This window comes from Streptomyces sp. NPDC048416, assembly GCF_043200435.1.
Lineage (GTDB): Bacteria > Actinomycetota > Actinomycetes > Streptomycetales > Streptomycetaceae > Streptomyces.
Genome location: NZ_JBICXU010000021.1, coordinates 14,668 through 27,306, shown reverse-complemented (window position 1 = coordinate 27,306; position 12,639 = coordinate 14,668). Strand labels below are relative to the sequence as shown.

Annotated in this window: 13 protein-coding genes and 1 pseudogene; 8 read left to right on the top strand and 6 right to left on the bottom strand. The window is 70.9% G+C overall.

The annotated features are described in order from the left end of the window. Positions 1-2 precede the first annotated feature (2 nt). Together ACGFW5_RS23965 and ACGFW5_RS23960 are read left to right on the top strand one after the other, a co-directional pair. Positions 3-1,037: an NlpC/P60 family protein gene (locus ACGFW5_RS23965; protein ID WP_393836343.1), complete on the top strand. Its 1,035-nt coding sequence runs from the start codon at positions 3-5 to the stop codon at positions 1,035-1,037. A gap of 476 nt (positions 1,038-1,513) precedes the next feature. Continuing rightward, positions 1,514-2,761 carry a PP2C family protein-serine/threonine phosphatase gene (locus tag ACGFW5_RS23960; protein WP_393836342.1) on the top strand — a complete coding sequence of 416 codons (1,248 nt, stop codon included), beginning with the start codon at positions 1,514-1,516 and terminating at the stop codon, positions 2,759-2,761. Between the two features lie 135 nt (positions 2,762-2,896). Here ACGFW5_RS23960 and ACGFW5_RS23955 read toward each other — a convergent pair whose 3' ends face one another. The 3 genes from ACGFW5_RS23955 to ACGFW5_RS23945 all read right to left on the bottom strand — a co-directional run bounded on the left by ACGFW5_RS23955 (position 2,897) and on the right by ACGFW5_RS23945 (position 4,474). Further along, the gene (locus ACGFW5_RS23955) at positions 2,897-3,241 is read right to left on the bottom strand and encodes a DUF2516 family protein (RefSeq protein ID WP_393836341.1); all 345 of its coding nucleotides are present in this window, start codon (positions 3,239-3,241) and stop codon (positions 2,897-2,899) included. A 116-nt stretch (positions 3,242-3,357) separates the two neighbouring features. Then, positions 3,358-4,038 (bottom strand): hypothetical protein, encoded by a 681-nt coding sequence (locus tag ACGFW5_RS23950; protein WP_393836340.1) that lies wholly within the window; start codon positions 4,036-4,038, stop codon positions 3,358-3,360. A gap of 22 nt (positions 4,039-4,060) precedes the next feature. Then, positions 4,061-4,474, bottom strand: coding sequence for a helix-turn-helix domain-containing protein (locus ACGFW5_RS23945; RefSeq protein WP_393836339.1), 414 nt, complete (start codon positions 4,472-4,474; stop codon positions 4,061-4,063). A 139-nt stretch (positions 4,475-4,613) separates the two neighbouring features. On the opposite strand from ACGFW5_RS23945, the pseudogene ACGFW5_RS23940 reads away from it, so the two are divergent. After that, positions 4,614-4,760, top strand: a pseudogene (locus ACGFW5_RS23940) (NUDIX domain-containing protein); the annotation flags it as partial. Between the two features lie 647 nt (positions 4,761-5,407). Here the strand turns inward: ACGFW5_RS23940 and ACGFW5_RS23935 are convergent. After that, entirely contained in the window at positions 5,408-6,376 is a 969-nt protein-coding gene (locus ACGFW5_RS23935; RefSeq protein ID WP_393836338.1) for an alpha/beta fold hydrolase, read from the bottom strand. 462 nt (positions 6,377-6,838) lie between these two features. Here ACGFW5_RS23935 and ACGFW5_RS23930 point away from each other — a divergent pair, with 462 nt between their 5' ends. From ACGFW5_RS23930 to ACGFW5_RS23920, 3 genes are all read left to right on the top strand, one after another. Continuing rightward, the gene (locus ACGFW5_RS23930) at positions 6,839-7,309 is read left to right on the top strand and encodes a DIP1984 family protein (protein ID WP_393836337.1); all 471 of its coding nucleotides are present in this window, start codon (positions 6,839-6,841) and stop codon (positions 7,307-7,309) included. A gap of 477 nt (positions 7,310-7,786) precedes the next feature. Continuing rightward, positions 7,787-8,368 (top strand): helix-turn-helix domain-containing protein, encoded by a 582-nt coding sequence (locus ACGFW5_RS23925; protein WP_393836423.1) that lies wholly within the window; start codon positions 7,787-7,789, stop codon positions 8,366-8,368. Then, positions 8,365-9,621, top strand: a complete 1,257-nt coding sequence (locus ACGFW5_RS23920; protein WP_393836336.1) for an MFS transporter — start codon at positions 8,365-8,367, stop codon at positions 9,619-9,621. Before ACGFW5_RS23925 ends, ACGFW5_RS23920 begins: the two co-directional genes overlap by 4 nt. A gap of 130 nt (positions 9,622-9,751) precedes the next feature. On the opposite strand, the gene ACGFW5_RS23915 is transcribed toward ACGFW5_RS23920, so the two are convergent. Both ACGFW5_RS23915 and ACGFW5_RS23910 read right to left on the bottom strand, forming a co-directional pair. After that, positions 9,752-10,123 (bottom strand): VOC family protein, encoded by a 372-nt coding sequence (locus ACGFW5_RS23915; protein ID WP_393836335.1) that lies wholly within the window; start codon positions 10,121-10,123, stop codon positions 9,752-9,754. A 145-nt stretch (positions 10,124-10,268) separates the two neighbouring features. After that, on the bottom strand, positions 10,269-10,892 hold the full coding sequence (locus ACGFW5_RS23910; RefSeq protein ID WP_393836422.1) for a TetR/AcrR family transcriptional regulator: 624 nt from the start codon (positions 10,890-10,892) through the stop codon (positions 10,269-10,271). A 97-nt stretch (positions 10,893-10,989) separates the two neighbouring features. On the opposite strand from ACGFW5_RS23910, the gene ACGFW5_RS23905 reads away from it, so the two are divergent. Together ACGFW5_RS23905 and ACGFW5_RS23900 are read left to right on the top strand one after the other, a co-directional pair. Then, positions 10,990-11,433 carry a hypothetical protein gene (locus tag ACGFW5_RS23905; protein ID WP_393836334.1) on the top strand — a complete coding sequence of 148 codons (444 nt, stop codon included), beginning with the start codon at positions 10,990-10,992 and terminating at the stop codon, positions 11,431-11,433. Between the two features lie 169 nt (positions 11,434-11,602). Then, entirely contained in the window at positions 11,603-12,592 is a 990-nt protein-coding gene (locus ACGFW5_RS23900) for an acyl-CoA thioester hydrolase/BAAT C-terminal domain-containing protein (RefSeq protein ID WP_393836333.1), read from the top strand. Positions 12,593-12,639 lie beyond the last annotated feature (47 nt).

Below are 12,639 nucleotides of genomic sequence, written 5' to 3'. Positions count from 1 at the left end.
CCTTGACCGCATGGGCCGCGGCCGCGCCGGGCACGGCGTTCGCCGACCCGGCGCCGAAGCCGACGACCACGGCTGACGGCGGGTCCGGCCCGGCCAGTACGCCCAAGTCGCTGGAGGAGGTCGGGCAGCAGATAGACGACCTGTACCGGCAGGCGGCCGCGGCCACCGACGCGTACAACCTCGCCGAGGAGCAGACCGCAGAACAGTCCGCACAGATCGTGAAACTGGCCCAGGAGACGGTGAAGGGCGAGGAGAAGATCAGGCGGCTGAAGGACCAGGCGGGCGCCACCGCGCGGATGCAGTACCGCAGCGGCGGCCTTCCGCCCGGCGCGCAGCTGATGCTCAGCAGTGACCCGGGCACGTTCCTCGACGGCGCCGGCGCCCTGCGGCAGGGCCAGCAGGCCGCCCAGGGCCTGCTCGGCGAACTGAACCAGACGCAGGCCGACTTGGCGGCCTACAGCAAGGACGCCACGGCCCAGTGGAAGAACCTGGAGGCCAACCGGGTCAAGAAGGAAGCCGCGAAGAAGGACATAACCGAGAAGATCGCGGCGGCCGAAAAGATCCAGTCCGAGCTCAAGGAGCAGGAGCGTCAGCGGCTGGCGGAGCTGGAGCGCAAGAAGGAGTTCGACTCCCAGACGGCCTGGCTGAGCACGGGCGTCCTCAAGGACATCAGCACCGACGCGAGCGAGCAGGGCAAGAAGGCCGTGAAGTTCGCGACCGACCAGATCGGCAAGCGGTACGTGTGGGGCGCGGCGGGCCCCGACACGTTCGACTGCTCGGGCCTGACCTCGCAGGCATGGATCGCGGCCGGTCGCGGAATACCGCGCACCTCGCAGGAGCAGTGGGCCCAGCTGCCACACGTCGCGATCAAGGACATGCGCCCCGGCGACCTCATCATCTACTTCGCCGACGCCACCCATGTCGGCATGTACATCGGAGACGGCGCGATCGTGCACGCCCCGCGTCCCGGCCGGACCGTGACGATCACCGGGGCGGGCTCCATGCCGATCCTCGGCGTCGTACGACCGGACAAGTAGCGCGAGCGGGGCGACCCCGGCCCGGCGCCCGGGGCTCGGCACCCGGGGTGCTCGGCACCCGGGGTGCTCCGCGCCCGGGGGCTTGGAATCTGGCGGGGCATCCGGCAGGGGCCGACACCGGGGGCTCGGAATCCGGGGGCCGACATTCGGGAAGAGGGCTGGCCCCCGGGAAGAGCGTCGGCATCCGGAAAGGGGCCGGCCCGCCCCCCTCCAGAGGAGTCCGGCACCAGGGAAGGGTCCGGCCGGGCACCCGGGGCGGGTCCGGCCGGGCAGGTCCGTACTGGCGGTACGGGCAGCGCGCAACTTCCTGGGGCCCCGACAAATCGGGCATGCGGCATATGCCAACCGAGTACCAGTGATGAACGACCCATCGCCATTCCGCCGCACCGGTGGATGACGCTAGGGTCCCGGCTGGTGGGGCGCCGACCGGCGCTCCTCCGCGCCCTCGGGGGGAGGGAAGGAATCCGGAACCGACGATGCCCGCATCCCAGCACGTACCCGTACCGCATCAGCGAGCCGCCCCGGAGGTCCACACGGGCAGTGCCGACGCCGCGCTCAACCTGCTGGTCATCGAGGACGACCCGGCGGGTACCTTCACCGTGCACGAACTGCTCGACGAGGCCGGCACCCGGGTCCGCATCCGCACCGCGCGCAACCTCACCGAGGCCGAGCGGCTGCTCACGGACGACATCCACTGCATCCTCCTTGACCTGGCGCTGCCCGGCCGCGACCCCGACGACGAGCTGGCGGCCCTGCGCCACCTGCTGGACCTCGCGCCACGCCACGCCGTGCTGGCCCTCACCCCGTCCACGCACGCGGAACGCGCAGCCGAGGCGGTCCGGGTCGGCGCGCAGGACTACCTCTTCCGCGACGAGCTGGACGGCAGGCTGCTCAGCCGCGCCATCCGGTACGCGGTGGAGCGCAAGCGGGCGGACACGGCGCAGTACAAGCTCGCCGAGTCCCGGCTGCGCGCCCAGGAGAACGCCCGCCTGGAGCGCGGGCTGCTGCCCACCCCGCTGCTCGACGGCTCGGACCTGCGCTTCGCGGCCCGTTACCGACCGGGCCGCTCACGGGCGCTGCTCGGCGGCGACTTCTACGACACGGTGCGCACGCCCGACGGAACCGTCCACGCGATGATCGGCGATGTCTGTGGCCACGGCCCGGACGAGGCGGCCCTCGGGGTCGAACTGCGCATCGCCTGGCGTGCGTTGACGCTGGCGGGCCTGTGCGGCGACGAGCTGCTGTCCACGCTTCAGGAGGTCCTTGAACACGAACGGGACAGCGAGGAGATCTTCGCGACCCTGTGCACGGTCGACATCGCGCCCGACGGCCGCAGCGCCGGGCTGTGTCTGGCCGGCCACCCCTCGCCGCTGATCGCCCTGGACGGCCGGGCGCAGCTGCTCCCGTACGAGAACAGCGGCCCGGCCCTCGGCCTGCTGCCGCGCGCCCGCTGGCCGCGCCGCCAGGTTCAACTCGGCCGGGAATGGGGCCTGTTGATGTACACCGACGGCCTGATCGAGGGCCGTACCGGCGAGGGGAGCCAGCGGCTGGGGCAGGACGGCATGCTGGAGATGATCAATGGTCAGCTGGCGTCGGGGCTGCGCGGCGACGCACTGCTCGAAGCGGCGGTGACCCGGGCCCGCGAGCTCAACGGCGGCGAGCTGACCGACGACGTGGCGGTGGTGCTCCTGGAGCGCAAGCGCCCGGAGGACCGGGCTGTTTGACGGCCCGTGCCGACGCAGCGCCCGCGGGGTGCCACCGGCGATGAGTCCGGGCGCGGCGCGCGCCACCGGCGCCGACGGACGGCATCCGGGGGGCGGCGTCGGGGAGCTTCCGGGGGGGCGGGGGGCGTCGGGGGTTTAGCGGCCGCCGTTGTAGGGCCCGTACGGCCCGTCGCTGCTGGAGCCACCGCCACGGCGCCCGCCACGGCCGCCGCCGGAGACCTGACGCAGCGCGGGACGCACGTCGACCATGAAGACGATCGACGCGACGAGCCCGGCGAGCTGTAGGAACAGCACCGGCACGAACAGGTTCACCACGACCGTGATGCCGAGGATGATCAGCCAGAGCGGCTTGGTCTGCTTGCCCGCCGCGCGGTAGGCGTCCTCACGGGCGAGGACGGCGAAGACCAGCGCCACCACGGCGATGACGAGCATCGCGAGATAGAGCAGCGATGTGAGAAGGCTGAATCCCGTGAGCAACATGCCGTGCACCGCCTAGTGAGTCCTGATGGGAATGGAGCGCGCCTCGCGGCCAAGGTACTAGGCCAACGAGGCGGACACCGTGAAGGTGCCCGCCCCGGGATCCGCCGTGAAAACGGTTATTCCGCGGACTTGGGCGCGCTCTTCTTGGCCGGGGCCTTGCGCGGGGTGGCCTTCTTGGCGGCGGGCTTGTCCGTCGCACCGGGCGCGGCGTCGAAGTTGGTCGTGCCGGTCTCGCTCCGCGCCGCGATCAGGTCGGCGACCGAAGGCTCGGCCTTGACCGCGGTCTCGCCCTCGGCCGCGGCGTGCTCCTTGGACGCGGCCTGGTCCTTGGGCGCGGCCTGGTCCTTGGGCTCGACGGCGCCGGCGATCTCGACGATCTCGTCGGCGGCCTCGCCGCGCCACTGCTTGACGACCTCCTGGCCGTGCTCGGCGACCGAGTCGTAGCCCTCGCGCGCCTTGACGGCGTACTCGGCGAGGACGCCGACGCCCCGCAGCGCCAGGTCCTGGGCGTTTTCGCCCAGCTTCTTGAAGTCGCCGTCGAGGGCGCCGAAGAGGTCGTTGGCGCGGGTGGTGACGGCGGCCTGGACCTCCTTGACCCGGGCGGCGGCCTTCTCCTGCACGGCCTTGGGGTCGGTGCGGCGCACGGCCTCGATCCGCTCCGGCGCCTCGGACTGGATCTTCTCGATCAGCGCCGGCACCTTCTTGGCCTGCTGCCCCGCGAGGTCCGCCGTACCGGCCAGGAAGTAGAGGGGGGTGGGGTCGGTGAGGGTCTTGCGCAGGTCATCGGTGATGGCCATGTCTGTCCTCCCGGATCAGTGCTCAGTTGCTCGCTTGAGGGTGGTCGGCATCACTGCCGTCGGCGACGCTGTCGGTGCCCGTGCCGGCGTCGAGCCCGTTCTCCTTGCGGAAGGACTCGTAGATCTGGAGCAGAACCTGCTTCTGACGCTCGCTGAGCGAGGGGTCGGCGAGAATGACGCTCCGCGTCCCCGCGGCCTCGGGAGACCGCTCGTCGAGGATCCCGGCCTGCACGTACAGCGTCTCGGCGGAGATCCGCAGCGCCTTCGCGAGCTGCTGCAAAATGTCCGCGCTCGGCTTGCGCAGCCCGCGCTCGATCTGACTCAGATACGGATTGGACACCCCGGCGGCATCGGCGAGCTGCCGCAGCGACAGCTGCGCGGTGCGCCGCTGCTCGCGCAGGTACTCGCCGAGATTGCCGACGTTGAGCGATGCCATACCCCGAGAGTGCACCACCCTTGCTAACTATTGCAAGCAGGCGCTTGCAAAAGTGTGCTGCGCCACTGGGTGCGGGGGCTGTGACTGAGCACGGCAGGTGTCGTATGTGCACGACAACTGTCGTCATCCGTGTCCGGACTGGCTGCACCGGATCGCCGTGACGGTGTGTCGTGATGAGCGTGGGCGGATCCTCATCCACCGGCGGTCGGAGCATCTGTCGCGCTTCCCCGGGCTATACGAGGTCACGGCCGGTGGTGGCGTGCATGCCGGTGAGTCCTATGAACAGCCCGGACAGCCACGAAGCCTTCAACCGGTATCTCACGTTCCGGGCGGCACAGCCCTAACCAGGCGCCCCTCCCCGGCAGGGGCGCCTGCCCGCCGTGCTGCCCTGGCCGAGCTGACGTTCTGATTCGAGTGGTTATGCGGCGCGTTCCTCTCCGGCGGGCCAGTTGTCCTTGACCGCGGCCCTCAACGGCAACGAGATCCGTGCGGGGCGTCGCAGGTAGGTGCGGAGAGCACGGTCGGCGTCGCGTAGTTGCTGGACGAGTGGGGCCAGGCGCGTTCGCGCTTCGCGTGGGTCGGGGCTTGGAGGGGCTGTGAGGCGATGTCCAAGACGGCACCGGTGGCCAGCGCGTCCATGGGCGGCACGGTGTAGGGGTTGGAGGTCTTCTTCTTGCCCGGGGGGTTGAGCAGCGGCTCGGCTTGCGCGACTCGGGATGCGTACTCCGTGTCGAGACGGCTGCCTGGCAGGGTGTGCTGGCGTACTCGCGGGCGACGGGTCAGGACCGGAAGGTTGTGGCGACCGTGGCTCGCAGGACGGCGAAGTAATGGGCGAAGTAATGGGCGAGGTAATGAGGGACTGGGCCGTTGTGCGCCGGACTTGCCAGTTTCGTGATGGATTCGGCGAGTGCGACGGCGGGCGCCGGGTCGGGGTCAGGGCAGGGTCTTGATCCACTCGGTGATGACGTCGGCGTACTGCTGCGCCATCGGTTCGTGCATGGTGTGCGGGGCGTCGAGCGGTGTGAAGGTCACCGGCTGCCCGGTGGATTCGAGCAGGCGGCGGGCCTGACCGGCCTGGATATCGGTCATGGCGCCCATGAGCTGACCGGTGTCGGGGTCGGTCATGTGGAAGTGGTGGGTGAGCAGCACCGGGGCTTTGACCTGGGCGAGCATGGGGGCGTGGGCGACGCCGGCGTTGGCGGTGCCGGTGGCCCACGCCTGGGCCCATTCGGGGTCGTATTCCTTCAGGTGCTGCACCGGGGTGGGGGAGGCGCCGGCTTCGGGGTTGCCGTCGCCCATCATGAAGCCGATGCCGGGGTGGAGGAAGGCGGGCAGCTCCTTGGGGGCGGCCTTGACCATGCCGGTCCAGTCGCCGATGGACCATTGTGGGCCGAGCCACTTGGCCCACAATGCGAAGATCGGGCCGAGGGTCTGCATCATGCCGGGCCCGTAGGGCGGGGCGGCCTGGGAGGAGAACAGCGGCGGGTCCTCCAGGATCGCGCCACGCACCAGGCCGGGCTTGCCGTAGGCGGCCACGTAGGCGGTGATGAGGCCGCCGGAGGAGTTCCCGGCCACAATCGTGGGGCGCTGGATGACCAGGTCGATGAACCGCTCGACGTCGGCGCCCCAGGTGTTCAGGTTGTAGCGGCCCGGCGTCCAGGTGGAGCGGCCCTGCCCGCGCAGGTCGATCGCGTACACCCGGAACTCCGAGCTGAGCAGCCCGATCGCTTCCTCGTAGCCCCACCAGGACTCGCCCTGTGCGGGTACGAGCAGCAGCGCCGGGGCGTCCGGGGCGCCCTCGGCGACGTAGTTCATGCGGATCTCGCCCAGGTCCACCAGATGTTCGCGGTAGCTGTGGGGGACGAAGGTGTCGGCGCGGTCGGTGGCCTCGGAGATGCTCACGGTCGTACTCCTTGCACAGGGGACAGGCAGCCGGGGCTGATGTGTCGCTACCTGCTGTCATCGTCGAGTGAGGGGCCCCGGACCGGCGACCCGGCACCGACCGTATGCCGGATTGCGGACGGACTCTGTCCTAGATCCAGGACCAGGCGTCGAGGGGGCTGGCCGCTGTTCGGATCGGCAGCTTCAGGGCGCTGTCGAAACGTGTGAACGTGTGCTGCCGGAACTCGTGAACGTGTGCTGTCGGAACTCGTGGACAAAGCCATGTCCGGAAACCTCCTGGGTCAGGGTGCAGGGTTGACGACAACTGGCTCGCTCCGTCTCAGGGGCTCCGCCCTATGACTCGTTGACTGATGTTGTCCGTTCTCGGTAGATGTGCGGACTCCTTGGGATCGAATTCGCGTGCGTATGAGCTGGTTCGCACTCATATACTCGTGCGAGCTCACGAAGGGGGAGGTGGAGACAGTGAAACTTGCTGAGGCACTGGCAGAACGTGCGGAAGCGATGCGCCGCGTCGAACAGTTGCGAGCGCGCGTCGTCAGCAGTGCGCGGTACCAGGAGGGGGAGGCGCCCGCCGAGGATGCCGCCCAGTTGCTGGCGGAGGCCGGTGAGGTGCTGAGCACGCTGGAAGCGTTGATCCGGCGGATCAACCGGACGAACGCCACCGTGGAGATGGGTCCCGACGGCACGCTCACCGATGCCCTCGCACGCCGCGACGTCCTGCGGTTGCGTCACTCCGTGGTCACCGCGGCGGCGGACGCGGCGGCGGGTAACGGCGAGCGGGGATACGGCCGGCAACTCCGGTCCGAGCTGATGATGCTTTCCGCGCTTCCCGTCGCGGAACTGCGCGGTCAGGCAGATGTTCTGGCGCGGGAGATCCGCGAGGTCGATGTGCGGATCCAGCGTACGAACTGGGAGGCCGATCTGCTGGACTGAGCAGTCCGGCAAGCTGGGACGATGTGGAGCAGGTAGCCGCTTCGGAAGCGTGCACACACCGAGGGCCGGCGGTTTTTCCAGCCCACTCCTGGCGCGTGAAGAGCAACGCGGGGGTTCAACTCCCCAGCAACAGTGCAGCTCAGCATGGCGTACAGGTAAAGGTGCACAGCACACAGCACATCACCACGTGCAGATCCGAAGCGGTGAGGGCGGGTTCGGGGCTTTCCACATCGCAGCACCATGGACGACGGCGATCCGATCGCCACGGGGGCATCCGGCCCGACATCGAACGGGGTTCGCCCCGGGCGGCCGCCCCCGTCCGGCATGCTTCACAACAACTCTTTTGAAACAACTGTTGTAGGTCTACTCTCTGCACCCATGACCTCCTCCTCCCCCTCCTCCGGGTCGGCCGACGGCTCCCCCGCCTCCGGGTCGGCCGACGGCTCCCCCGCCTCCGGGTCGGCCGACGGGCCCGCCATGGAACCGGACATCCACCTCGACACGGCCAGACTGCGCGTGCTCGCCCACCCGTTGCGCGTGAACGTGCTGGGTCTGCTGCGTCGGCGTGGTCCGTCTACGGCGACTCGGGTCGCGCATGAGCTCGGTATCAATCCCGGTTCGGCCAGCTACCACCTGCGTCGGCTCGCGGCGGGCGGGCTCATCGTGGAGGCGCCGGACCGCGGCACGGGACGCGAACGATGGTGGGAGTCCGCACACCGCCAGTCGATTCACGACCCGGCCACCGAGCCCAGGGAACAACGCGAAGCCGGACGCGCCTACACGCATGCCGTCGTCCTGGCGTGCGTCGACCGGCTTCAGAAGGCCGCTCAGGAGATCCCGCTGCTTCCAGCCGAGTGGTACGAGGCCAGTGTGTACGGCGACTTCGCCCTGTGGCTTGCTCCGGAGGAGGTGCAGCGGATGCGGGCCGAGATCTTCGAGGTGATCTCGCGCTATCGGCACAGCGAGGCCGAAGCACCGCGCGGGGCCTCCCCCGTGTCGTTGCAGGTGCAGGCGTTTCCCGTGCCCGGCGCGGTGGATCTCGACACGGGTGACGTATGACCGCGTACGACATGGCGACGCCCGGACGTGCCGCGTACCGGGATGTCAACGTCCTGCGCTGGCTTGCCGCTTACACCGCCTCCGTCACCGGCGACGTGGTCTATTTCCTCGCGCTCTCCTGGTCCGCCACTCGTGCCGCGGGGCCCTCGCAGGTCGGTTTCGTGATCGCCGCCGGAGCGTTGCCCCGGGCGGTGCTCATGCTCGGCGGTGGCGTGGTGGCAGATCGGTTCGGGCCACGCCGGGTTGCCGTCGCCAGCGACGCGACCCGGTGCGTCGTGATCCTCGCCGCCGCGGCGGCCGTGCTGTTGAGCGCGCCGAATCTCTGGCTTCTCATCCCGGTGGCTCTGGTGTTCGGCGTGGTCGACGCGGTGTTCATGCCGGCAGTGGGCGCGCTTCCACCGCGCATCACAGGCCCGGAACAGCTCGCCCGCGTCCAGGGGATGCGCGGCCTTGCGATCCGGCTGAGCAATGCCGTGGGTCCTCTCCTGGCAGGCGTGGTGCTCGCGGTGGGCGGCGCGGTGGGCGCGTTCGCAGCCGCCGGCGCCCTGTTCGCCCTCTCCCTGGCCCTTCTGCTCGACGTAAAAGTGTCGCCCTTACCGTCGGCGGGCCAACACCCCTCCGCCCGCCGCGAGTTGAGGGACGGTCTGCGCTACATCCGCCGCCATCGGATGCTCGGCCCCCTGGTCACGGTGATCGGTCTGAGCGAGATGTGTTTCAGCGGCCCGGTCGCCGCCGGTCTGGTGCTCCTGGCAGACGAACGCGGATGGGGCGCCGCGGGCATGGGGTGGATCGCGAGCGCGTTCAGCGTCGGAGCCGCGGCCGCCGCCCTGCTGCTCACGGTCCGGACTCGCATCCCACGCGCTGGACTTGCGGTGTCCGGCGCATTGTTCATCACGGCCGTCGGAGCGACTGCCCTGGGGCACGCGCGATCCCTGCCGTTCGCCGTCGCGTCCGGCGCGTTGATCGGCCTGTCCAGCGGGATCACCGCGACGGTGACCGGAGCCCTGGTCCAGACGGAGACCGACCCCCGCTATCTGGGCCGGGTCACCTCGGTCACGACGCTGTGCGCCCTGGGCCTCGCCCCGGTTCTCTTCCCTCTCGTCGGCGTCACAGTGGCCGTATGGGGTGCCGCTGTGTTCTTCACCGGGTGCGGGGGGATCTGCTTGCTCGCCGCGGTGTTCAGTGTCTCCGTCTCAGTGCTGCGTCGTGCCGAACTCCAGGTGCCGGAACCCGCGCCGTCCCCGGAGCGGTGAGCCCGCGGTGCGTCACCCCGGCCGGTCAGCCCCCTGGGCCGTCACCCCGCCCGGCCGGTCCAGGACGCGTTCGCGAACCCGGGCGGCCGAGGACGCCTTCGTGCACCCGGGCGGCAGGCCGGACGTTCCGTCAGCGCGGAATGATGCAGAACGGGTGCCCCGCCGGGTCGGTGAGGACTCGCGCCCTGTCCCCGTGAGGCTGATGGTCCGGCCTGCCCGCGCCGAGCCCCAGGAGCCGGGCCTCAGCCTCGTCCAGGCTTTCGTCGACCTTGAAGCAGATGTGCAGCTGCTGCGGAACGCTCTGGCCGGGCCAGCTCGGAGCCCGGTGGCCCTCGACGCGCTGAAAGCCGATGAGGAGCCCGTGCTCACCGTTGAGACCCGCGAAGTCGGCGTCCGACTCGGGGTGCGGTTCAAGGCCGGTGGCCTGCTGGTAGAACGCGGCCAGCGCCGGCGGGTCGGGGCAATCGAGCGTTACGGCAACCAACTGCATACGCGCAAGCATGGCATCCGGGCCGATGGCATCCGGGCCGATGGCATCCGGGCCGGCCGGTGCCCCCGCGACCGGAGCCGTGGCCGGAGGCTGCGTACCAGTGGACGAGACCGCCCCTGCGGACGCACCCCATGCCCGGAGCCGACGCGCGGCGGCATCACGAGGCCTCCGGGTCGCGCGCGACGAGGGACATGCCCGACGCCAGCGCCCGGGCGGCGTCGACGAAGTACTGCTCGTCGACACCGACCGCGAGACCGAGCGGGACGCCCTGGCCGAGGCCGACGAACAGCGCCCTGAGCCCGGTGGTCAGACGTTGCGCCTGCCGCGTCGTCAGGATGCCTTGGCTGTACGGCCGTCCCGCGAACAGGGCCACCAGGTGGCTCTCCTGCGACCGGACGGACGCGGCGAGCCGGGACCCCAGGTCCGCATCGTGCAGGGCCATGTCCAGCAAGGTGATCTGGAGCGACAGCCGGGGCAGCGCGTCGGGGTCGGCGCACTCGCGCCAGTAGAACCGAGCGAAGGCGGCGACCGCGTCAAGTAGGTCCAGCCCTGCGGGGATCGCCTGCTCGACCTCTTCGTAGTACGGCCGCAGGTAGTCGGCCACCAGGGCGACCACCAGGCCGTTCTTGCTCCCGAACAGCGAATAGATGGCACCCGTGGTCACGCCGGCCCGTTCGGCGATCTCGTCGAGCTTCGCCCGGTGCCCGTCGCGGGAAACGACCTGAAACGCGGCGTCCAGCAAGGCGCGGCGATTGTGTTCCCTGGACTCCGCTCTCGTCATTCTCATACTTTGATTATTACCGTAATCTCATTACGGAACCGGTCGGCGGGCTAGTCAAGTCCGTTGAGCAGTCCAGGAGTTGTGGGGAGGGACACTCATGGCCCAGGTCGTGGTACCGCCGATGACGCGCCTGAGGGCGGGGGTCATCGCCGACGGCGTCTTCAAGGTCCTGCTCGCTGCGGCCTCCGTCGGCGGCGCCGTCCCGCTCGGCCACCTGCTCGGCGTGCCCGCTTGGCTGATGGTGATCGCCGGTCTGGCGCTGCTGGCCTGCGGCGGGGTCGAGATCCGGTACGCACGCAGACGGCCGGTCCGCACCTGCGTGCGGCTCATGGTCGCCTACGACAGCGGCTGGGTGCTGTCGGCCGTCGCCGGGTTTCTGATGGCTCGGCAGGGCAGCGGCGCCGGGGGCGAGGTGTGGATGGGGTACCAGACAGCCGCTTCCGTCGTGTTCGCCGCCCTGTTGGTGGCCGCCACCGCCACGCCGCCCTCCCCCGACGCCCGCGCGCACGACCCCGCCCACGCGCACGACCCCGCCCACTGACGGCCCCGACCCGCCGCCGATGTCGGGCCCCGGCCCGCCGCGGGCGTTTCCGAGGCGCCCTCTACCGTGGGACTCAGGGCCGCTCGGGCAAACAGGTCCGGCAGGGCCGCTCGGGCAACAGAGATGCCAGGGCCCGCAGGGGCCGTGTCGCCCGGCACAAGGGGGCGTGATGAAGGTTGTGGGGCATGAGCTGACGGCTCCCTGGGAGGGGGTGCTGCTGGAGCCCGCCGCGGGTGCCCGCGCGGGTGTGGTCGTGTTGGCCGGGTCCAGTGGCCGGGTGGACCGGCGGCGCGCCCGTCTCCTCGCCGAGCAGGGGCTGCTCGCGCTCGCCATCCGCTGGTTCGGGGGGCCGGGGCAGCCGAAGGGGATCTGCGAGGTGCCGCTGGAGACCTTCGTCGCCGCCGTGGAGCTGCTACGCGAACGTGGGGCCGGACGCGTCGGCATCCTCGGCGTCTCCAAGGGCGCCGAGGCCGCGCTCCTGACCGCGGTGCACGAGCCGCGCGTGGACGCGGTGGTCGCCCTTTCCCCGCCGTCGCTGGTCTGGTGCAACATCGGGCCGGGCCGCGACGGGCAGGCGCGCCCGTATCGCTCGTCGTGGACCTGGCGCGGGCACCCGCTGCCGTTCGTCCCGCTCGACGACTCCTGGCAGGCCGCCGAACAAGACCGGGGACCCGCCGCGATCCGCGGCCGGTACGAGCAGAGCGAAGCCACCGCCGCCTCCCGCCACGGGCGCCCGCTCCCGCTCGACGACTCCCGGCGGCCCGCCGAACAAGACCGGGGACCCGCCGCGATCCGGGGCTGGTACGAGCAGAGCGAAGCCACCTTCGCCTCTCGCCTCGACGTCGCCGCGATCGCGGTCGAGAAGGCGCGCGCCGACATCCTGCTGGTCGCCGGCGGTGACGACGCGATGTGGCCCTCCCTGCGGTACGCGCGGCAGTTGGCGGCGCGCCGCCGCGCGGCCGGTGTCCCCGTCGAGCTGGTGACCCGCGACGATGCGGGACACCGGCCACGCCTGCCCGGCGAGGACCCCGCCCCGCCCTCGACCGCCTTCCTTCACGGCGGCACGACCAGGGCCGACACCCTGCTCGGCAAAGCCGCCTGGGCTCCCCTCCTCAACCTGCTCGACCCGGCCCGCGCCGCGGCGGATCCCCGCGGTTGACCTTCCCCTTGGGGCAGCCCACAGCATCGGTGGAGCCGGGCGCGCCG